16 protein-coding genes are annotated in these 22346 nt (G+C 42.6%); 7 read left to right on the top strand and 9 right to left on the bottom strand.

Annotation, left to right across the window (positions count from 1 at the left end):
* Positions 1–92: 92 nt before the first annotated feature.
* Entirely contained in the window at positions 93–2684 is a 2592-nt protein-coding gene (gene acnD / locus OS173_RS03020; protein WP_267182869.1) for a Fe/S-dependent 2-methylisocitrate dehydratase AcnD, read from the bottom strand.
* Between the two features lie 173 nt (positions 2685–2857).
* On the opposite strand from acnD, the gene OS173_RS03015 reads away from it, so the two are divergent.
* A complete protein-coding gene (locus tag OS173_RS03015) occupies positions 2858–4306 on the top strand; it encodes a bifunctional 2-methylcitrate dehydratase/aconitate hydratase (RefSeq protein WP_267182798.1) in 1449 nt (482 codons plus the stop codon).
* 109 nt (positions 4307–4415) lie between these two features.
* Positions 4416–5900, top strand: coding sequence for a potassium/proton antiporter (locus OS173_RS03010; protein WP_267182797.1), 1485 nt, complete (start codon positions 4416–4418; stop codon positions 5898–5900).
* Positions 5901–5932: 32 nt separating this feature from the next.
* Here the strand turns inward: OS173_RS03010 and OS173_RS03005 are convergent, their stop codons facing one another.
* Positions 5933–6829, bottom strand: coding sequence for a cation diffusion facilitator family transporter (locus OS173_RS03005; protein WP_267182796.1), 897 nt, complete (start codon positions 6827–6829; stop codon positions 5933–5935).
* 81 nt (positions 6830–6910) lie between these two features.
* On the opposite strand from OS173_RS03005, the gene OS173_RS03000 reads away from it, so the two are divergent.
* Together OS173_RS03000 and OS173_RS02995 are read left to right on the top strand one after the other, a co-directional pair.
* Positions 6911–8167 carry an MFS transporter gene (locus tag OS173_RS03000; protein WP_267182795.1) on the top strand — a complete coding sequence of 419 codons (1257 nt, stop codon included), beginning with the start codon at positions 6911–6913 and terminating at the stop codon, positions 8165–8167.
* 33 nt (positions 8168–8200) lie between these two features.
* Entirely contained in the window at positions 8201–8737 is a 537-nt protein-coding gene (locus OS173_RS02995; RefSeq protein WP_267182794.1) for a hypothetical protein, read from the top strand.
* Here OS173_RS02995 and OS173_RS02990 read toward each other — a convergent pair.
* On the bottom strand, positions 8734–9219 hold the full coding sequence (locus OS173_RS02990; RefSeq protein WP_267182793.1) for a CIA30 family protein: 486 nt from the start codon (positions 9217–9219) through the stop codon (positions 8734–8736). The genes OS173_RS02995 and OS173_RS02990 overlap by 4 nt on opposite strands.
* Positions 9220–9622: 403 nt before the next feature.
* Between OS173_RS02990 and OS173_RS02985 the strand changes: the two genes are divergently transcribed.
* Positions 9623–10123, top strand: a complete 501-nt coding sequence (locus tag OS173_RS02985; protein WP_267182792.1) for a fasciclin domain-containing protein — start codon at positions 9623–9625, stop codon at positions 10121–10123.
* 60 nt (positions 10124–10183) lie between these two features.
* Here the strand turns inward: OS173_RS02985 and OS173_RS02980 are convergent, their stop codons facing one another.
* From OS173_RS02980 to OS173_RS02955, 6 genes are all read right to left on the bottom strand, one after another.
* Positions 10184–12142 (bottom strand): alpha/beta hydrolase family protein, encoded by a 1959-nt coding sequence (locus OS173_RS02980; RefSeq protein ID WP_267182791.1) that lies wholly within the window; start codon positions 12140–12142, stop codon positions 10184–10186.
* Between the two features lie 124 nt (positions 12143–12266).
* Positions 12267–15479: a TonB-dependent receptor domain-containing protein gene (locus tag OS173_RS02975; protein ID WP_267182790.1), complete on the bottom strand. Its 3213-nt coding sequence runs from the start codon at positions 15477–15479 to the stop codon at positions 12267–12269.
* A gap of 132 nt (positions 15480–15611) precedes the next feature.
* Complete coding sequence (locus OS173_RS02970) at positions 15612–16604, bottom strand: branched-chain amino acid aminotransferase (protein ID WP_267182789.1); 993 nt, start codon at positions 16602–16604, stop codon at positions 15612–15614.
* Between the two features lie 78 nt (positions 16605–16682).
* A complete protein-coding gene (locus OS173_RS02965; protein WP_267182788.1) occupies positions 16683–19190 on the bottom strand; it encodes an ABC transporter permease in 2508 nt (835 codons plus the stop codon).
* A complete protein-coding gene (locus OS173_RS02960) occupies positions 19187–19861 on the bottom strand; it encodes an ABC transporter ATP-binding protein (RefSeq protein ID WP_267182787.1) in 675 nt (224 codons plus the stop codon). The genes OS173_RS02965 and OS173_RS02960 overlap by 4 nt, the downstream gene beginning before the upstream one ends.
* Entirely contained in the window at positions 19858–20535 is a 678-nt protein-coding gene (locus OS173_RS02955; RefSeq protein WP_267182786.1) for an arylesterase, read from the bottom strand. Before OS173_RS02955 ends, OS173_RS02960 begins: the two co-directional genes overlap by 4 nt.
* A 136-nt stretch (positions 20536–20671) precedes the next feature.
* Here OS173_RS02955 and hemH point away from each other — a divergent pair, with 136 nt between their 5' ends.
* Both hemH and OS173_RS02945 read left to right on the top strand, forming a co-directional pair.
* Positions 20672–21763 (top strand): ferrochelatase, encoded by a 1092-nt coding sequence (hemH, locus tag OS173_RS02950; RefSeq protein WP_267182785.1) that lies wholly within the window; start codon positions 20672–20674, stop codon positions 21761–21763.
* A 3-nt stretch (positions 21764–21766) separates the two neighbouring features.
* Positions 21767–22345, top strand: a complete 579-nt coding sequence (locus tag OS173_RS02945) for a hypothetical protein (RefSeq protein ID WP_267182784.1) — start codon at positions 21767–21769, stop codon at positions 22343–22345.
* The last annotated feature ends 1 nt before the right edge of the window (position 22346 follow it).

Here is a 22346-nt window from a genome sequence, read left to right as displayed (position 1 = left end):
ATTAAGGGCCCTGAAAAGAAGTTTTTTAATTAATTCTCCCGAAATCTCTTCATATTGAGAACTAGGTCACATTATAAAAAACCCACAAATGCTCAACGATCGTCACGCATAAAATCATTGGCAAAACGCTGTAACAGACCACCTTCATTGTAGGTAATGACTTCGTCGGCGGTGTCTAAACGACAAATCACAGGTATTGCAACCTGCTCGCCATTTTTACGATGCATGATTACGGTTAATTGACCGCCGGCAGCAATTTCACCTTTGACATCATAGGTTTCACTGCCGTCAATGTCGTAGATTTGACGCGATTCACCGTCGACAAACTGCAACGGTAATACACCCATACCAATCAGGTTGGTACGGTGAATGCGCTCAAAGCCTTCGGCGACAATGACTTCGACACCGGCCAGACGTACACCTTTGGCGGCCCAGTCACGGGAAGAGCCCTGACCATAGTCTTTACCGGCAATAATAATGAGGGGCTGTTTGCGTTCCATGTAGGTTTCAATGGTTTCCCACATGCGCATTTCTTGACCTTCGGGTTCTAACCGCGCCAGTGAACCTTGTTTAACCTCGCCCTGTTCGTCTCGCACCATTTCATTCAATAATTTGGGATTGGCAAAGGTGGCACGTTGCGCTGTTAAGTGATCACCGCGGTGGGTGGCATAGGAATTAAAGTCTTCCTCGGGCAGACCCATTTTGTGCAAATATTCACCGGCAGCACTGTTCATTTGAATGGCATTCGATGGTGATAAATGATCGGTGGTGATGTTATCACCCAAAACCGCCAATGGCCGCATGCCGGTCATGGTACGTTTTGCCGCCAGGGCACCTTCCCAATAGGGCGGACATTGAATATACGTGGATTTGGGGTTCCAGGCATATAAAGGTTCCGTGTGTTTACGCAGGATGTCTTCGATGTTAAACATCGGCTCATACACTTTTGTAAAATGCTCAGGTTTCACACTTTGTTTAATCACCGCATCAATTTCTGCATCATCCGGCCAAATGTCTTTGAGCTTAATGGCATTACCATACGCATCATAGCCTAAAACATCTTTTTCAATGTCAAAACGGATTGAACCGGCAATGGCATAAGCCACCACCAGGGGTGGTGACGCCAGGAAGGCCTGATCAGCCTGAGGATGAATACGACCATCAAAGTTTCGGTTACCCGATAACACCGCGGTCGAATAGAGATTTCTCTCTTCTATTTCCCTGTTGATTTCCGGATCTAAGGCACCACTCATGCCGTTACAGGAGGTACAGGCATAGCCAACGACACCGAAGCCTAAGTTTTCTAATTCAGGTAATAATTTGGATTCTTCTAAATACAAAGTCACGGCTTTGGAACCAGGCGCCAGGGAGGTTTTCACCCAGGGTTTTCGCGTTAAACCGAGTTTATTGGCATTTCTGGCAATCAATCCGGCAGCAATCATATTGCGGGGGTTACTGGTGTTGGTACAACTGGTAATGGCAGCAATGATACAAGCACCATCGGGCATCTCATCACCTTCAGCTGAATAATCACCGGTGATTCCCTGCTCCGCCAGGTCATTGACTGAAACCCGGGCATGAGGATTCGATGGTCCGGCAATATTACGACCCACTGACGATAAATCAAAGGTCAGAACCCGTTCATATTGTGCATTTTTCATGCCATCAGACCATAAGCCGGTTTGTCTGGCGTAGTTTTCAACCAATTTTATTTGCGCTTCCTCTCGACCGGTGAGACGTAAATAATCGATGGTCTGTTGGTCAATATAAAACATGGCGGCAGTGGCGCCGAATTCCGGTGTCATATTAGAAATGGTGGCGCGGTCACCCAGGGTTAAACTGTCAGCACCTTCGCCATAAAATTCAATATAAGCCCCGACTACGCGTTCATTACGCAGAAACTCAGTGATGGCCAGAACGATATCTGTACTGGTGATGCCCGGTTGTGGCTTACCGGTTAAATGCACACCAACAATATCCGGTAAACGCACATAAGACGGGCGCCCCAACATCACACTTTCCGCCTCTAAGCCACCGACACCCACAGCAATGACGCCTAAGGCATCAACCATGGGTGTGTGACTGTCGGTACCGACCAGGGTATCGGGAAACGCCACACCGTCCTGGGCTTGAATCACCGGCGACATCCGTTCTAAGTTTATTTGGTGCATAATGCCATTACCCGGCGGCACCACATTGACATTCTCGAAGGCGGTTTTACACCAGTTAATAAAATGAAATCGGTCTTTGTTTCGATGTTCTTCTATGGCGCGGTTTTTTTCAAAGGCATCCTTTTCAAAACCGGCATGTTCCACCGCCAATGAATGATCCACAATTAACTGCGTCGGCACCACAGGATTGACTTGTTTCGGATCACCACCTTTTTTGGCAATTGCTTCGCGCAAACCGGCTAAATCCACAAATGCCGTTTGTCCCAAAATATCATGACACACCACCCGCGCCGGGTACCAGGGAAAATCCAAATCCTGTTTGCGTTCGATAATTTGCTCCAACGAAGCCGTTAAATCTTGCGACGGGCAGCGACGCACCAGATTTTCTGCCAACACTTTGGACGTATAAGGCAGGCCATCGTAAGCCCCTGGCCGTATCGCCTCCACAGCTTCACGGGTATCAAAAAAATCTAAATCACTATTGGCTAAGGGTTTACGAAACTGTTGGTTCATGTTTTTCATCCGGATTAAGGCAAAAAGGCGTTATTTTAACGTTTTGCATGACAAACAGCCAGTGCCACCAATGACAGTTGATAGTGACAAGCTTTCAATGGCATACATTTTACTTTTGGGCACTGAAGGTTTAGACTGATTAATACATCTTTAAATCAAAAAACGAGAAAAATATGAGCACAGTAGATATTCGCTCTGCGGAGCGTCCTGAATTCGATCAAGTTATTAAAGATATCGTCGATTATGTCCTGGATTATGAGGTGCAATCTGACGAAGCCATGGACACTGCCCATTATTGTCTTTTAGACAGTTTAGCCTGTGCTTTACTGGCGTTAGATTTTCCTGAATGTGTTAAACATTTAGGTCCGGTGGTACCCGGCGCCACATTAAACACAGGTGCCAAAATCCCCGGCACTTCCCATCAATTAGAGCCGGTTCAAGCGGCTTTTAATATCGGTGCATTGATTCGCTGGCTGGATTTTAACGACACCTGGTTAGCGGCCGAATGGGGACATCCTTCTGATAACTTAGGGGCCATATTATCGGTGGCAGATTATCTCTCCCGACAGCGACTAATGAATAACCAGCCACCTTTGCGCATTAAAGATGTTTTAATGGCCATGGTTAAAGCCCATGAAATTCAAGGCGTGCTGGCACTGGAAAATCCATTTAATCGAGTCGGCATAGATCACGTTATTTTAGTGCGCATCGCTTCCACAGCGGTGGCGGCACAGATGCTCGGCTGTAATCGTCAGGAAATAAAAAATGCCGTATCCAATGCCTGGATTGATGGCGGAGCTTTGCGAACCTATCGCCATGCGCCCAATACCGGATCCCGCAAATCATGGGCTGCCGGTGATGCCTGTCGGCGGGCTGTGCAATTGGCGCTAATGGCCAAAACCGGTGAGATGGGTTACCCATCGGCTTTAACGGCGAAAACCTGGGGGTTTTATGATGTACTTTTTAAAGGCCAAGCCTTCAGCTTTCAAAGAGAATATGGCGCCTATGTGATGGAGAATATTCTGTTTAAACTGTCTTTTCCGGCTGAATTTCATGCCCAAACCGCGGTGGAATGCGCCATGACATTGCATGACAGTGTTAAAGACAGATTGGATGACATTGAACGCATTGCCATCGAAACTCAGGAAGCCGGGGTACGTATCATTGATAAAACCGGCGCCTTGGATAATCCGGCGGACCGCGATCATTGTTTACAGTATATGGTGGCTGTGCCTTTGGCTTTTGGGCGTTTAACCGCTGATGATTATGAAGACGATATCGCGCAACTGCCCATCATAGATCAACTTCGCGATAAAATGACGGTGAAAGAAAATCCGCAATTTACCAAAGATTACTTTGATCCCGATAAACGCGCGATTGGCAACAGCATCCAGATTTATTTTAAAGATGGTTCCAGCACTGAAAAAATTTCCGTCGATTACCCCATCGGCCATCGCAATCGCCGTGAAGAGGGCATTCCGGTGCTCATCAATAAATTCGAACGGGCTTTAGACGATCATTTCTCACATAAACAAGCCACCAAAATCAAAGCAGTCGCTCAAAACAAAGAACAGATGGCTGCCATGTCAGTGAATGAATTCATGGACTTATGGTATCTATAGTGCACTGCTAAATTAATACGATTAATTTTACGGACACAATTTATTAACACGGCTAAAATAGCCAACTCATAATTTGAGTTGGCTATTTTTTTTAGAGGATTTTATATCGATGAATTTAACAATTGAAAATATCTTATTAGTCGGTTCACTATTGTTATTCATCAGCATTATCGCCGGTAAAACTTCTTACCGTTTTGGGGTGCCGACACTGCTGTTATTCTTGGGTATTGGTATGCTGGCAGGTTCTGAGGGCATCGGCGGCATCCACTTTGATGACCCAAAAGCAGCCCAATTTATCGGCATCGTCTCGCTTAACTTTATTTTATTCTCAGGTGGACTGAGCACTCAATGGACTGCAGTCAAACCCATACTTAAAGAAGGGTTTGTGTTGTCGACGCTCGGTGTTTTATTAACCGCAATTTCACTGGGTTATTTTGTTTGGCTGGTGACCGACTTCACCATCTATGAAAGTATGTTGCTGGGCTCGATTGTGTCATCCACCGATGCAGCCGCAGTTTTTTCAATATTACGCTCAAACAACCTGGTTCTACGAAAAAATTTAAGACCAACCTTAGAACTCGAAAGCGGCAGTAACGACCCCATGGCCTACGTGCTAACCCTGGCTTTTTTAACGTTGGTTATTCACCAGGACCAGGGTATTGCTTCAATTATTCCGATGTTTCTTCAACAAATGATTTTGGGCGGCATTTTTGGTTATGTCTTTGGCAAACTCAGCAAGAAATTAATTAACCGAATCAAGCTGGGTTTTGAAGGGCTTTACCCGGTATTGGTGATTGCCATTATGTTTATCACATTTTCCACCACAGACTTTTTTGGCGGTAATGGTTTTTTGGCCATTTATATCAGCGCAGTCTATCTGGGTAATCAGGATTTAATTCACAAAAACACCATTTTACAAATGTATGACGGATTGGCCTGGCTGATGCAAATTGTGTTGTTCTTAACTTTAGGCTTACTGGTATTTCCCTCACATATTGTGCCTGTTATCGGCATTGGCCTGATTATTTCTTTGTTTCTGATTGTTGTTGCCCGGCCGATAAGCGTTTTTATCAGTCTCATGTTTTTTAAAATGCGGTTAAGAAGACGCTTTTATATTTCCTGGGCCGGTTTACGGGGCGCTGTACCGATTGTATTTGCCACTTACCCTTTATTAGCCGGGATTGATAAAGCTGATATGATTTTTAACATTGTATTTTTTATCTCAGTGACATCGGTACTCGTTCAGGGCACCACCTTAAGTGTTGTCGCTAAATGGCTAAATGTTGGCGCTCGAGAAGAAATTAACCCTTATTCAGACATCGAAAAATGGCGGCCTGACCTCCCTAAATCAGCCATCCGAGAAATTGAAATATCATCAGATTTTTATGCCGTTAACAAAAAACTGGTTGATTTGAGCTTCCCTAAAAATGCGTTTATTACCATGATAATACGTAAAAATGAATACTTAACACCCACAGGCTTTACTGTCATTAAAGCCAACGACACTTTAGTCGTCATTTCAAACAATCAAGAAGATTTAATTAAAGCGGAAGACTGTTTACGTCACCCTTTGGAAGGACAAAAAACCACATAACAATCGAGGTTTTTGAATTAGTCGCTATTATTTCAACGTTTTTTGACTTTATTTTTTTCGTTTGTGGATTTGTTTTCTTTTCCTAAATACGGTTCAACATGAATAGACGTGTCAACAATATTAAAACGTTCACAAATATGGTCCTCGACCCGATGCGCTAAATCATGGGCATCAACCGTTGGTAAATCAGCCGCCACTGCGATACGCATGTCCACCGCTTTTTTGGAGCCAATCCAACGGGACCTTACTTGCCGAACCTCCAAAACACCAGGTACTTCAGCTGCGGTTTTACTCAGCTCATCGGGATCAATGGCATAACCGTCCACCAGTATCGGAAACACTTTTTGATAAAGTCCATAGGCAAAATAAAGCACCATCGCAGCAACGCCTATTCCCGCCAATTTATCAATCCAGCCCCAACCCAAAGCCGCCAACTGCCAACTGGCAATCACCATGATTGTGGTTAGTACATCCACCAAAGTATGTTGCGCATCAGCCAATAAAATAGCAGAATCAAGCTTTTTTGCCCAATACCGCTCCCAAATGGTGACCGTAATGTTCATTAAAAGAACCACCAGCATTAAACCCAGCGCCCAAGGTTCGGTAACGGGTACTTCTGATTCTGCAGAAAAAGCCCGAATAATCAGTTCCACAGCCAATACCACCAATAAGGATGCCAAGGCAAACACAGCGATGGTCTCAAATTTACGGTGACCGTAGGGGTGATCATAATCCGGTGGCTTGCTGGCGACACGCATCACCATCCAAATCACCACATTGTTGAGTACATCAGTTAATGAGTGAACCGCATCACTTAATACAGCCAAAGAACCTGTGGTAAAGCCAACGATGGTCTTTAAAATTAAAACAATAAAGTTATAAATACCTTCAATGGTAATAATCTGTTGAACTTTTTTATCTTTATTCATCTTTATACCTATTCATACCCGCTTATTTTAACGTATCCGTTAGAATATGTGGGTTCTGTTCTGAAAGGGCCTCGTTAATTAATGCTGACTTTATTGTTTTATATTTTTCTACTGGTGTTAACAACGCTTCTGATTCACCGCTATGCCAGACTGCCGACCAATATCAGTTTGTTATTTTTAGCACAACCACTGATTATTTCAATGGCGCCAGTGATGGTATTTGTCGGCGGCTTTATCGCGGAACCGATGACAGAACATAAGGATTGGGTGACTTTACCGGTTACCATGATGGTTTTAGGAACCGCCGCTGCCACCGTACCGGCGGCCATGTTAGCACGTCGCTTGGGACGAAAAACAGCCACTATATTGGGATTTTCAATGAGCGTGATTGGTGGCTTAACTGTGTTACTGGCAATCAATAACCAGTGGTTTTGGTTGTTTGTGGTTGCCGCTTTTTTTATGGGTAACGCCGGCGCCTTTGCACAACAACTGCGATTCGCCGCCATTGAGAATTTGAATCATGACAAAGATATCCCCAAAGCTGTGGCCTTATTAATGTTGACCGGACTGTTTTCTGCATTAATTGGTCCTGAATTGGCCGTGTTCAGCAAAGACTTATGGCCACAACAAGCTCCTTATTTTGCCACGTATGTGGGCTTAATCAGTATGGCGCTGATGGCCATGCTGATTATTTCACGGCTACAATTACCACCAGTGGTGATACAAACCGACCATCGCCCCGAGCGTCCGCTTAGTCTCATAATAAAACAACCGGTATTATGGGTTGCGGTGATTTCAGGTGCGCTTGGTTATGGATTAATGAGTTTTATGATGACCGCCACACCTTTAAGCATGCATCAAATTCATTTACACTCTTTAGAAGACACTAAATGGGTCATCCAATCACATGTGGCGGCGATGTATCTACCTTCTTTTTTAACGCTGTGGCTGGGCTCAAAAATCCCCACCAAATACTTTTTGCTCAGTGGTACCCTACTGTATATTTTGGTATTGATTATTGCCATGAGCGGTGTCGCAGTGATGCATTATTGGCTGACTTTGGTGATATTAGGTATTGGCTGGAATTTCCTATTCTATACCGGTACTACGCTGTTACCACAAAGTTATCGACCCCAGGAGCGACATAAAGCTCAAGCACTCAACGATTTTATGGTGTTTAGTTTTCAGGCCGGCTCCTCACTGATGGCCGGCTGGGTGGTGTATCGATACCAATGGCACGGTATCGTCATGACCGGTATTCCCTTTGTCATTATTTTAGCGATTATGACCTTTATCCGATTCTATAACACCGCAAAACATCAAAATACTAATGGATAAATATAAACTTACCAGAGAAATGTGGGTCATAGCATGATGGATTCAAGTCTCTTAAATATGCGTTTCATTCTTTTTACGATTGCCAGCTTGCTCTCTGTGGCCATCGCTGCATTACTTATGTACCATGTCTTTATTCAACCGGTATCCGTTCTTGCGTATGAACAAAAAACTGAAATAGAGTTTTATGGTATTCAACAGTTTGCTGACAGCCAAATATGTAATACTGTCCATGAAAGATACAAACAGTATTACGAACAGCCAGCCATAAGCTGTCAAAAAGATGTTGACTGTAATGTTTTTGCAGGCAAAATGACATGCGATAGTCCTATTTCTGTAAACACAGAAGGGCTAGAAAAACTAAACATCTTATATCAAAGTGTATCTTTTAATTGTTTTATGCCAACACAAAGAAAACCGCGAAAAATACGTTGCCCTGAAACACCATTCCATAACTACCAATCTGTTTGCCTAAACCAGCAATGTGTCGCTGTTCCAGAGATTAACATGGGAAAGATGAAAAGTTTAATTCGCAGAATGAATCAAGAGCTTGAGCCTCATACGAACAATTAGTTTTCAAGTAGTTCAATTGATTTCAACAACAAACTAAAAGCGCCCTCCTGCTTATCGCCAATCAATAAACCGTATTCCAAAATATTTTCCAATTTTAGGGGAGGCTTTTGAATGACTCGACCCCGGAAACTGGCGGAGAATGCCGATACGGGAGCTGTGATGGTGATGGCTTCACCGGCTTGGGTATCAAAATTATACACATACGCTGAGCCATCATGGTTATCAGCAGTGAACAGACGGAATTGATAGCGCTTACCATCACCGACAACAGTTAATTGAATCGCTGCGATGTTTTTTTTGGATTGATCATCACCATTTAAAAGCCAGCGACCACGCATTGAGGCAAAACCGCCATTATTGGCTAGGGACACTTCGCCACAAAAACCAATGCCCTGTTCAGTCATAATAACACGGCTGTTTGAAAGACCACCCATCACGGTGTCATTAATGGATCTTATCTGATGTGGTAATGGAGGCGTCATAACTGATTTTCCTTAATACTGTAAATTAATAATTGTGACTATCATTCGGTGAAAAAACTGTGAACAGTATTGAGCGTTTTACTCACACGCCTTCAACACAGCTATAGTTATCATTTGTCTTGACATCGCATAAACCCGAATAATTCATGTAACCGGTACAAAATAGACATATTTAGTAGATATACCAGAGACATGATTTTGGTTTGATTTATGACAACTTTTACTTGAATGGCTTTATGAAAAAAATGGCTTCAAATCTTGCATAAAATCGCTGACAACATATGAATAACTCTGTTTGAAGCGATATTTATACAATCTATTTTGCCATTTTATCCCTAAATTCCATTCTTACATCAAATGTTCGGGCTAAGCGATTTCTTTTTCTAACTTACAGAGGCTTATTATGAAATTATTTAAAACAACATTATTATCTTTAGTTACATTGACATTGATGACGACCATGGCTGTTGCCGGTGGAAGCTATAAAAGCGACAAAAAAGACATCGTTGATACCGCTGTAGCTGCAGGCAGTTTTAGTACCCTGGCAACCGCTTTAGAAGCTGCGGGATTGATTGATACCCTGAAAGGTGACGGTCCATTTACCGTGTTTGCTCCCACTGATGAGGCGTTTGCAAAATTACCCGAAGGTACAGTGGAAAGTTTACTGAAACCTGAGAACAAAGACAAATTAACAGCTATCTTAACCTATCACGTCGTGGCCGGAAAAGTGTATGCCAAACAAGTGGTTGATTTAAGTTCAGCCACCACCGTTGAAGGCAGTGATATTGCCATTGAAGTTAAAGACGGTAATGTGATTTTAGACGGTAACAGCACAGTGATTAAAACCGATATCAAAGCATCTAATGGTGTGATTCATGTTATCGACACTGTTTTAATGCCATAAAAATAATCGCCCTTTTACCCACAAAAAAACCCGCCAATTGGCGGGTTTTTTGTTTATATATTACAGACCGTCTGGTCCGCAATCATTTTTAAGATAATCAATCATCGCTTCAAAAAACTTAATTTGATGGCGATAAAATAAAGTACTGTAAAAATGATCGGCACCATCAAGCTCTACATATTTGTAGGGTTTACCAGCCTTTTCAATCACTTTCAAATAGTCTTCAGCGTGACGAGGAGGTACCCGTTGATCAACACTGCCGTGAATCAGTAACACCGGCACATTAACCTTATCCACTTCTTTAATGGGTGATAAACTATCCACCCACATATTTTCTTGTTCAATTTTACTGGCACCACGCATACGATCCCGGTAAAAATTAACTTGCAGCATATTATCAGTCACGGCTGCACCGGCCACCACACATTGATACAGTTGTGGCGTTCTTGAGGCTGCGATTAAAGCGGCATAGCCACCATAGGACCAACCAAACATAGCAACCCGGTCTTTATCGCTTAAGCCTTCTTCAATCAGATACTTAACACCATCGTCCTTATCATCTTGCATGGCTTTACCACCTTGACCACCTTTAATGAATGCAGACTTATAAAATTCCAAACCATAACCTTTTGAACCACGGTATTGAGGCTGTAGTACCAAATAACCTCGACTGGCCAATAATTGCGCCCATTTATCATAACCAACCACTTCTTGCACGAAAGGTCCACCATGGGGCATGACAATGGTCGGGAATGGCGCGTCACCTTTAGGCATAGTGATATAAGCCGGAATGGTTTTTCCATCTCGAGCTTTGTATTTTATGTATTTAACTTCTGCTAATTGATCATGCTCAAAAGAAGGTTGTCGACTACCAATCTCCTTTAATTTACCGTCTTGCAACAAATAATAGGTGCCAGGATCCTGGGGACCGCTATTAAAAGCCACAATGGCTTCGTTATTTTTTGAACGACTGGCAATTTGAATTTGGTGACTATACGGAATGCTTTTTTCTAATTGAGCATACAATTTCGCTTCATCGGCATCAAAGTATTCAAAATGGTATTTATCAGTGGCGTAAACTACAGCTGCTTTACTATCTGGCTTGTTCCATTCATCACTGTGCCCTAGAACACCTGTAACATCAACATCATTACGGGCGTAGATCAATTCTCCAAATTGTTTTTTACGGGCATCAAATGTCCATAAACCCTGTTTGTCCTTGCCATTATGGGCTATTACAAACAATGTATCAGCCTCAGCTTGGTCAATACCTACAATTTGAAAATTTTCAAAGCTGTCAATACTTAGACGTTGAATTTCGTGCCACTTATCTTCTTTAAGGCCCCGATAATAAAATACTGACTCACCTGAATTCTGGTCAAAACCTAAACCAATTCGCGGATTACCATGACCATCAAAGATGATTCTTCCCATGGATAGTTTGCCATTTATTAATAATTTTTTTCGTCCACTTTTTAAATCAAGCTCGTAATATTGAAGAGGTCTTAACTGAGTGGGCGCTTTTAAATTAGATCCGCTATCAGCGTTAAATGACAAGATAACTTTGTTAGGATCAAATGGTAATAAATTGACTATCCGTGCATTAACCTCACGAAACTCTTTAATTTTTTGTTTTTGCAAATCCAACTTGGCTAACTTACCCTCATAGACACCCTGATTAAAACCTTCAATTTTATCGCGTACCTTTTGGCGTAATGATAATAAAACATCTTTATTACCAATCCATGAATAATTGATTATTTCCATGGGATCGGCATTAACCCTGAACGGCTCTTTGGAGAGGTCATTCGTCTCATATATCTCTAATACCGGATCACCCTCTTTGGTAGCAATTTTCATCATGGCCAACCTTTTACCATCGGGTGAAACATTAACTTGGCTAATAATATCCCTTAGAGCGAAATACTCCAGAGGATAAGGTTCGTTCTTGGATTGGGCATGGCTTGAGGCAAGCAGAATTAAACCCAATACAGTAAGTAAAAAACGGGATTTTCTCATTGGTTTTTCCTGTAAATCTTAATCAACAAATATCTTAGCAAAAAAAAACCGGTCAGATGACCGGTTTTTTCTTTAAATAACATTTAGCCAAAACTATATTGTTTTGGCTAAGAAAGTTCACTACTTAGAAACGGTAACCGACATTGAGGAAATAGCGACGTCCGTTTAAGTCATACCCATAACCAATGGGTGTGTTGGCGGCCAAAGTAACAGGCGCGGTATAATCAAGTTGTGGTGGCTCTTTATCAAAGACATTAACAACACCAAATCGTAATGTCCATGCATCACCGCGATAACTTACAGAAGCGGTGTGATTAGTATAAGAACCTAAATCCCAAATAAACTTACAGAGCTCATCACCATTATCTGGGCCGGCACAGGTATACATATTACCATTGTAGTCATCAAATTCATTTAAAGTATCGACATCATGATGCTGTTTTCCAATATAACGTGTTTCCCATGCAAATCGATATTTACCAATATCGGCTCTCAGGTTAAGTGTGCCGCGCCAATCAGGGTTGCCATATTCGCCCGCATCATCATCAAAGGCAATGTCACCGTCTTCATTGGTAAACAGTTCAGAGTTTTCTTTGGTGTGGTTAAGACGCAAATCAACACCAAAATCAACACCTCGATCAAACATATTAAAGGTTTGATCGTAGCTGACGTTAACGTCTATGCCGCGCGCTGTGCGGTTATCTCGGTTAAGGAAGCCTGAGTCGATGATATCAAAGACACCATCAGCATCACGTGTTATGCGATTACAGAACGTTGAGTCAAATTGCGGATTTGTATAACAATCATTGACAATAAATTGAGGACTTGGCTCAACAATGGTGTTGTTAATTTCAATTTCGTAATAAGTGGCACCCACTGTTAAATTAAAACTATCAAAAGGAACATCCCAGGCAAAACCATAGGTAAAGGAATCAGATTCTTCTTCAGTAATATCAGTCGCACCACCTCTTTGAATTTCAGTACTAAAGGTGTTAAAACCATTATTATATAAAGCGGTCGGATCGACACCTTGACGCGAACAGTTTTCTAAGACCTCAGGTCTTCTGGGATCTTGATTTGGTAGATAGACACCATTAATGGCATCCCATGCTTCATCAGGAATGTGACAGGGGTCAAATACATTTTGGAAACCGGTTTGACCTTGTAAAAAGTTTTCACGTAAATTCGGCGCTCGATAAGAAGTACCTTTAGTGGCCCGAATTAATAACTGAGAAACGGGTCGCCAGCCTAATTTAGCAGAATAGGTATTGGCACTTGGGAAAAACTCATCTTTGGTGTATCGACCAGAGATGTTTAAAGTTAGTTCCTCCGCCATTGTCATATTAGCTAACAATGGAATTTCAAACTCGGCAAATGCTTCCCGGGTAAATTTAGAACCGGTGGCACCACCATCTGCAAAGAAACCAAAGAACAAACCATCACGAGCGACATCATCAGGAATGGAACGAATTTCATCTTTACGAATCTCAAAACCAATACCACCGACTAAAGGACCAGCAGGTAAATCAGCCAGGTAACCGGAAGTAAAACCTGAGAAAATCGTTTGTTCCACTTTGGTTCTAAAGTCACGTGAATCAAATAAGTAAGCACGCTCTGCTGCAGTGCCAAAATCACTGACGATGGGTGAATATAAAGAAGGTGAAAATAAATTAATGGGCACACAACCATCGTTATTACCACAGACCACTTCACCGGTTGCAGGATCAATACGTGAAGTATTCAATGAGTACATTAAATGATCTTCACGAATACCGCGACGTGATGAGGTACCATCAGATTCATGATAAGAAATAGAGGTTTCAAAGTTCCAATTATCCAGACTGCCAAAATTCATAAAAGGCATATCACCCCGAACACCGGCAATAAAACGTGTTAACTCAACGGTACTACTGGTATTATCACGATCACCATTAATGGCAATAACCGGACGTGTTCTTTGTGGACCGAGAGGACCAACAGTTTGATCACAACTACCACCCGCACTTGGATCACAACCAAAGTTATTAAAAATCAAATCAGAAAACCCAGGGTTGTTCATAAGCTCATCCCATGCCAATCCACAGTCAACGCCATTTAAACCATCTGGGTTACATAGATTGTAGGGATTATTAGCCGGCACCCACGGGAAAAACTGAGGTTGCCCGGAATCCTGGAAGGTATCTCTTCTGTTATAACTGGCTTCGAAAAATGGCGTAATATTACTGTCACCTTCAAAAGTATATTCACCATAGGCCATGACATTTTGAATTTTCACTTCAGCAGATAAACTGGCGCCTGTCTGATGGTCATATAATGAATAAGGAATATAACTTGGTAAATCTGCAACGCCATCACCATTGGTGTCCATTGGACCACCAAAAGGATTACCAGCAATGGTAAATCCAGGCCAGCCACCGTTAGAATCACCGGTGTAGTAACCAAAGCCTGCTAATGGGAATTGTAAACGTCCTACTGTTGCATTTGAAAAACAAGAACCTTGATCACGCAGATTAAAGTCAATGTTGTAAATATCTTGTTGTCTGACTTCGCCGCTTTCAGTCACCTCATAATGCTGATAACATTTATTGGTCCATTCACGGTCCTTAAATTTAATTTCTTCATAATCATTTAATTCAGCACCGAAACCAATAAAACCGCGGTCATAATTTTTACCCCAGGTTAAGCTTAAGGAGTTTTGAATACCATTTGACTGTTCTGGAACGGTGGTGTCAAAATTGACTTCCCAACCATTAAAATCTTTTCTTAAGACTGCATTGACCACACCGGCTACTGCATCAGACCCATAAATCGATGAAGCACCATCCAATAAAATATCATACTGCTGCACCAAACCACCTGGAATGGTATTTAAGTCAGCGGAAGAAGGCGCACCTTCAACACCGGAACCACCCAAGCGACGGCCATTGACCAATACCAAAGTCCGATCAGCACCTAAACCACGTAAATTAGCAGTCACAGAACCAGGACCATTATCCAAAACGAACCCGGCAAATGTTAAATCAATCTGCTGACCTCCTGATGCTGTGGCGCCTTGAATAATATCACCGGCATTAATTTTTCCCACTTCACGAGATTCCTCGGCGGTAATTACTTGCATTGGTGAAATACTGTCGTACGTTTGACGTAGAAGTCGTGAACCGGTGGTTACGACCGGTGCCAATTCTTCTACATCTTCGTCATCCACTTGGGCTGAATCTGTTTGATCTTGATCGTCGGCTTCATCTTGTGCCCAAACCTGAGCACTGCCAAACATCAAAATCAGTAACAAAATCAGACTAAACGACAACGAACCGGTTGGTTTTTCATGAGTAGTCATTAGATATGTCCTCTTTTAAAACGTTTAATTAATAATTAACCCAATGCTTTTTATAGACATTTTTGGGCACTTAGCTAAATATTACCTGTAATAAAATGTTATTCAAGTTATTTTTACGTTTTTTTAACATTGTTACTGTATTTGTGACACCCAGTTAAAATTATCCGATTGTTGGCCTTGTTGGATGGCAGTGAGCTGTTCGCGGAAAGCCAAAGTTTGTTGACCGATTTCACCGTTACCCGCTGCATGGATTTTATTGTTGTAAATAAATTCACCCACAGGTGAAATAACAGCAGCAGTTCCTGATAAAAAGGCTTCACTGTCCGGTAACCAACTAATTAATTCATCCACAGTGAAATCGCATTCAATCACTTCAAAACCCTGATTTTTAGCCAGTTGCATAATCGAGTCACGGGTGATGCCCGGCAAAATGCTGCCATCGAGTTTTTTGGTAATGAGGCGGTTTTTGTGTAAAACAAAGAAGTTGGCAGCACCTGTTTCCTGAACATTAGCTTGAGGACAATAGAGTACTTGATCGGCACCGTATTGCTCACGGGCACGCATCACGGAAGACAAGGCTGCGGCGTAATTGCCACCGGTTTTGACCTGCCCAAAAGTCGGTGTGGAGCGCATATTGACCTCATCAATCAATAGTTTTAACGGCCGGATACCACCACTAAAATAATCACCCACCGGTGAGGTTAAAATATATAAGTAAGCTTCTTTAGAGGCTTTGCCGGCTGCACCGATGTTGTTTTCAGTGCCAATCAAGGTGGGTCTGATATACAAAGATTCCGGCAAGTCCGGGATTTCATCACTCACTGACAGAACCGCTTGTTTAATCATGTCATCCAATAAAGCTTCATCAGGAATCGGCAAACATAATGCTTTGGCACTGGCGCGTAACCTTTTGATGTTGTCTTGATAACGAAATAAGCGAATACCGCCGTCCGCCCAACGGTAGGCTTTTAAACCTTCAAAACACGTACTGGCATAATGCAACACATGTGATTGCGGTGTTAGTTTAAAATCATCCAATGTGGTTAGGCTTGGTTTCTGCCATTGATCATCCTGGTAACGACAAAACGCCATCAAAGAAGTAAATTCTTGTCCAAAAGCGGCCATATCTTTATCTCGATTATAAAAAAGAAAGGTATTTTAACGCATAGCCACTTTTTGTGCTTTTAGAAATTTAGCCTTGCACTAAACCATCTGTCTGATGCGTTGCATCACTTGACGACCAATCACCATTCGACCATATAAAAGAGCAATGCCTGCCAACACAAACCATAACATTAAAGCACCCAGAAATAAGGTATAAAAAGGTAGACTAAACTGTAAATTAAACCATTCAGTAACCATAAAATAACTCACAGTCATGGCTAACAAGGTACCGACCAAGCCGGCTAAAAGACCAAGAACGGAAAGTTCAATCACATTAATGGCATACAAATGCCGGGTGCGCATCCCCAATAGTCGAAAATAGGCGCTGTCTTGTAAGCGGTCTTGTGAGGTGGATAGTAACGAAGTCAGCAAAACCATAAACCCGGCCACCACCGCTAAACCGGTGAATAAAGTTACCAATTGGCTCAATTGACCGACAAATGATTTTATCTGGCGGGCAATGGCGGCACCATCCAAAGTAGTGATGCCCGGAAAAGTCTGCGCGATGGCGGTTTGTAAACCAACCACACGTTGATCATCCACCCGAGTGGTGGCAAATTGAATTTGTGGTGCCTTTGCCAGTACTTCAGGCGGAAAAATAAAATAAAAGAACGGATTGGGTCCGCGTTCATAGCGAGCTCTGATGCTGCTGATGCGACCGGTCAGGTTAATGCCCTGTATATTGAAAGTAATCTCATCACCGATATTCACTTGTAAGTAGTCGGCGATGCTCGCCAATATTGACATGGGGACCACGACATCATCATCCCAATCGGTGAATAATTGTTTGTTGTCCCGGCTGCTTTTTAAATATTCAGTGTCCAGTAAATCTTCGGCATAACTGAGATTAAAAACGCGACTGATGTCGTCATAGGTACCCAGCTGTTCCTTGAGTACGTCTGCGCTGACACCGTTAACTGTTTTAATACGGGCACGTACCACCGGATAGTAAGTGACCGGTGCTTTGATCATGTCATTGAGTTTTTCATGTTGCTCGGATTGCACATCCAGCAAAAACATATTCGGCGCATCTTCCGGATAGGTGCTGATTAATTGCCGATCAATGCTGTGGTTTAATAAAGCCACCATCACCATTACCATCACTGCCAAAGACAAAGTGGTGAAAAACAACACCGAATGGTTACCTTTGCGGAATACATTTTGAATCGCTAAGCGACTCAACCAATGTTTAACCCAGTGATGATTGACCAACCATTTTAGCGCCTTCAACAAGAGTACACTTAACAACCAAAAAACCAATAACACCGCGATAAGGCCACCGGTTATTTGCACCGCGCGCCACAGATTATCCAATTCGATAACCATTAACAGGAAAACTGCCAAAACCACCGTCAGTGACCAACCCCATGCGCGGGTTTGTCGATTGCGAGGAATTTTTTGCTGTTGTAACACGGCCACAGGTTTAACCAAAGCCAATAAGCGCAGACCTTGATAACTCACCAGCAAGGTCATCGCCACGGCAATAACAGTTATTTTAATCACACTTTGCCAGACAATTTGAATATCAATATCAGCGGGTAAAAATTGACTAAAGTAGTTTTGTGAAAACATCAAAAATAAAACACTGAGGCCATAAGCCACCACTGCAGATAATAAGGCCATCAATATAAACAGTCGATAATAGGACTGTTTGATGGGTCGCATTTGTTCACCCAAAGCCCGACGGATGGCATTGCTGTTTTGTTGTCCTCGGATAAATGCCTTCATGACACTGAATAATCCGACACCGGACAGCACCACCACCGCCACCACCAATAATTTTAAAAACACCAAAAAGTTAGCCGATACATTGGCTAAGGCGGTATCTGATTCAGCAGCTGTTTCAATATTGATTTCTTGGCTGCCAATCAATATTGTGAGTTCGTTTTTCCAGTTTTCCAATTGTGACGGCCCAAGTGCCATTTCAATGCGATAACCGATGCGACTGCGTTGTCCCATTAGTTGAGTTTGTGGTAAATCATCGGCATGCATTAAAACCCGCGCACCAAAGCCAAAAGCGGTCAATGGCCGATCCGGTTCAGCGGTTAATTCATCGGCAATCACAAAACTGGCTTCGCCCAATTGCACCGAGTCACCAACGGTCAGATCCAAACCACTGAGTACCTGGGCTTCCACCGCCACCGTTCCGGGTTGCACGGCTTGCCACAAATTTTGGTTTGATGCCACCGTGGCTTCTCCGTACAAGGGATAATTGGGTGTCACCGCTTTGATACGTGCCAACAAAGATTGTTCATTGGCGTATAACATGGCATTGAACTGATAATCATAAACCACATCAGTCTGGGGTAGTTCTGCCACTTTTTGTTGAATATCTTCAGGCCACTGTTGCCGCGTGGTCATAATCAGATCCCCACCAACCATGGCCAATTGATTGCTGTCAATGTAATCATCTACGGACTGTTGCAGGGAATCTAAAGTCAGATAAGCGGCTAATGACACCCACAAACTTAAACCGAATAGTAACGGATAAACCGGCTTACCAAACCAGGCACGGTTCAACATTTTTCGAGATAAACCGGAGGTCATACGGTGTGCCCATCAACGATGGTAATGACCCGATCGGCACGATCGGCCACTGCTTGATCATGGGTAACCACCACCAAGGCACTGCCAAAGCTTTGTTGTAAATTAATCAATAAATCCATCACTTGATTGGCGTTTTTTTGATCCAAATTACCGGTGGGCTCATCCGCAAAAACGATGCTCGGCTTCGACACCAAGGCTCTGGCCAAAGCGGTGCGTTGTTTTTCACCACCGGATAACTGATGCGGCATACTGTCACGGCGGTGATTCAAATCAACCGCCTGTAATAATTCTTCAACCCGTTCAGAATCCGGCTTGCCAGCAATTTGTAATGGGAAAGCCACATTCTCAGCCACCGTCAAGGTCGGAATTAAATGAAATGATTGAAACACAAAACCCATATCGCGTTGACGTTTCAACGCCAGTTGTTCTTCATCCATAACCGTTAAATCATCTTGATTTAACATGATGCGGCCACTGTCGGGATAGTCTAAACCCGCCAATAAACTCAATAATGTGGACTTTCCGGAACCGGATTTACCCATAATCACCACAAATTCACCGGCCTTAACCTGCAAAGACACGTCTTTAATAACGCTGATGCCAATTTCGTCGATTTGAAAAGATTTACTTAAATGCTCGGCCACAAGGACCGCAGATTGTTGATTTGTCATGGTTTATTATTGTTCAAGTATTGAGTCACGGCGGGTAAAATATTGTTTTCCACAATCACTTGATAACCTGAGTGATTGGGATGAATACCATCTTGTTGATTTAATTCGGGGTCACCGGCCACGCCTTGTAGAAAAAAAGGAATAAATGGCAAATCCAAATCTTTAGCGATACGTGGATAGATGTCTTTAAAACCAGAGACATACTCACGGCCTAAATTATCGTAGATTTCCATTCCGGCCAAAATAACATCGCTGTTTTTTTGTTGCAGGATTTTAATTATGGTGCGAATATTATCGTCTGTTCGCTCTAAATCCAAACCACGCATGGCATCATTGGCACCGATGGTTAAAATGGTCAAATCCGGTTGTAACTGCATCACCCAATCGAGGCGATTTAATAAACCGGTGCTGGTTTCACCACTTAAGCCGGCATTCACCACCTTCACATCAACAAAACCTGTGTTGTGTAATTGTTGCTGCAAAATGGCAGGATAATTGTGTGTTTCATCAACCCCCAAACCCTCAGTCAGGGAGTCTCCCAAAGCCAAAATAACAAAATCATTCTGTGCTGCTTCAGTTGCTGTGTTGTTGACATTATTTGGTGGCGCTGTATCCTGACAAGCCATCAGACCAAACAGCATGATAACCCACAGTCCATATTTTAAATTGTTCATATTCCTCTATGTGGCGACGATTTTAGTTTTAACAAGAAAATCTTATTATCAATAACTGGTGTTAATGATTTGTCAATATTGACGTTTTTTTCGCAATCAGCCGTTACAATAGATGTTTTTTCACATATTTTAACGAATGGAATATAAAAGCCCAAATTATCAACACGGTGATTCACGAAAAAAAGGTGTTTTAATGGTCAATTTAGGTACACCGGAGGCACCCACCAAAGCTGCGTTAAAAAAATACCTGAGAACCTTTTTGTCGGATCCGCGGGTTGTGGAGTTTCAAGGACCACGATGGTTGTGGTTGCTGATCTTAAATGCCGTTATTTTAAATATTCGGCCCAAAAAATCAGCAGCCGCTTACGCCGGCATTTGGGATGAATTGGGTCGCGGTACCGGCTCACCATTGATGCATATCAGTCAATTGCAACATCAGGCCTTGCGACAAGAATTGGGTGATGACACCCTCGTTGAATTGGCGATGCGCTATGGTGAACCGAGCATTGAAGCCGGTCTTGATAAGTTACAACAGCAGGGCGCACAATCGGTGGTGATTTTACCGCTCTATCCGCAATATTCTGCGTCCACGGTGGCGTCCATTTTTGATGACGTCAGTCGCGTATATCAACAGCGTCGCTGGCTGCCGGATATACGGTTTATCAGCCATTATCACGACCATAATCTATATATTGAAGCGCTCGCACAAAGTGTTATTGCGCATCAAAAACAACATGGCAAACAGTTTTTACTGATGTCTTTTCACGGCATTCCATTGCGTTATTTGCATAATGGCGATCCTTATCACTGTGAATGTCATAAAACCGGACGTTTATTAGCAGAGCGTCTACAGTTACGTGAGGATGAATACCAAGTCAGTTTTCAATCCATATTTGGTCGTGAGCCCTGGTTAAAGCCATACACCGATGCCACTTTAAAAGCGCTGCCGGACAAGTCCGTGAAACAGGTTCAGGTGATTTGTCCCGGTTTTGCTGCTGATTGCCTGGAAACACTGGAAGAAATCGCCATTGAAAACCGTGATTATTTTATTAATGCCGGTGGTGAGACATTTAGCTATATCCCGGCGCTGAATGATAGCCGGGCACATATTCATTTATTGGCTGAACTCATCAAGCAACAGAGTCAGGGATTGGACATACCCGTACCACAGTCACCCAATAAAACCGCCGAGCGTTTTCAACAACATCCTTACAACCAAAAGACCTAAGCCATGTTTCGAAAATCTGTCTCCTTTTTTATTTTAGTGTCGTTATTTTGGGTGCTGTTATGGGTCTATATTCCCGACGCCACACCGGGTCAATTAAGCTTTACTGATTTTTTGCGAGGCTTATTACTACTGTTTTCCTTCAGCGCTTTTTTGTTTGCCCTAATTATGTTATTTATTCGTTTTTTTGGGGTGGATATTATCAGCAGGTGGATACCTCATACCGCTACCATTTGGTGGTTAGGTCAACATGCTTATCGCTTTAGTCAGCCAAAAATTACTTTGCAATTAAATTACATCGGCCAACAAAAGAACATTCAAATAGTCATCAATAACGGTGATAAGAAATTCACCACTAAACTAAAGCCACAGAGATCAGAGAACGTTGTTATTGGTGTTTTAAAATCAAATCCCGATATAGGTATCAAGTATCCGGATAAAACAACCCAAAAACATGCGTTAAATATCCAACATTTAGTCAAACGAATGGGTAAGAACATGACATTCGTGGTAACCATTGATGACAGTGGTTTAAATTATCACCGACAACAAGCTCAAACAGCATCTTTAATTGATCATGAATAGT

Origin of the sequence: Marinicella gelatinilytica, assembly GCF_026410405.1 — a bacterium.
Lineage (GTDB): Bacteria > Pseudomonadota > Gammaproteobacteria > Xanthomonadales > Marinicellaceae > Marinicella > Marinicella gelatinilytica.
The sequence above is the reverse complement of the archived record's forward strand: the minus strand, read 5'-3'. Positions and strand labels throughout refer to the sequence as shown.

Coding starts and splice junctions, on each gene's coding strand:
- acnD (WP_267182869.1), bottom strand. CDS start 2,684: ATGAACCAACAGTTTCGTAAACCCTTAGCCAATAGTGATTTAGATTTT.
- OS173_RS03015 (WP_267182798.1), top strand. CDS start 2,858: ATGAGCACAGTAGATATTCGCTCTGCGGAGCGTCCTGAATTCGATCAA.
- OS173_RS03010 (WP_267182797.1), top strand. CDS start 4,416: ATGAATTTAACAATTGAAAATATCTTATTAGTCGGTTCACTATTGTTA.
- OS173_RS03005 (WP_267182796.1), bottom strand. CDS start 6,829: ATGAATAAAGATAAAAAAGTTCAACAGATTATTACCATTGAAGGTATT.
- OS173_RS03000 (WP_267182795.1), top strand. CDS start 6,911: ATGCTGACTTTATTGTTTTATATTTTTCTACTGGTGTTAACAACGCTT.
- OS173_RS02995 (WP_267182794.1), top strand. CDS start 8,201: ATGATGGATTCAAGTCTCTTAAATATGCGTTTCATTCTTTTTACGATT.
- OS173_RS02990 (WP_267182793.1), bottom strand. CDS start 9,219: ATGACGCCTCCATTACCACATCAGATAAGATCCATTAATGACACCGTG.
- OS173_RS02985 (WP_267182792.1), top strand. CDS start 9,623: ATGAAATTATTTAAAACAACATTATTATCTTTAGTTACATTGACATTG.
- OS173_RS02980 (WP_267182791.1), bottom strand. CDS start 12,142: ATGAGAAAATCCCGTTTTTTACTTACTGTATTGGGTTTAATTCTGCTT.
- OS173_RS02975 (WP_267182790.1), bottom strand. CDS start 15,479: ATGACTACTCATGAAAAACCAACCGGTTCGTTGTCGTTTAGTCTGATT.
- OS173_RS02970 (WP_267182789.1), bottom strand. CDS start 16,604: ATGGCCGCTTTTGGACAAGAATTTACTTCTTTGATGGCGTTTTGTCGT.
- OS173_RS02965 (WP_267182788.1), bottom strand. CDS start 19,190: ATGACCTCCGGTTTATCTCGAAAAATGTTGAACCGTGCCTGGTTTGGT.
- OS173_RS02960 (WP_267182787.1), bottom strand. CDS start 19,861: ATGACAAATCAACAATCTGCGGTCCTTGTGGCCGAGCATTTAAGTAAA.
- OS173_RS02955 (WP_267182786.1), bottom strand. CDS start 20,535: ATGAACAATTTAAAATATGGACTGTGGGTTATCATGCTGTTTGGTCTG.
- hemH (WP_267182785.1), top strand. CDS start 20,672: ATGGAATATAAAAGCCCAAATTATCAACACGGTGATTCACGAAAAAAA.
- OS173_RS02945 (WP_267182784.1), top strand. CDS start 21,767: ATGTTTCGAAAATCTGTCTCCTTTTTTATTTTAGTGTCGTTATTTTGG.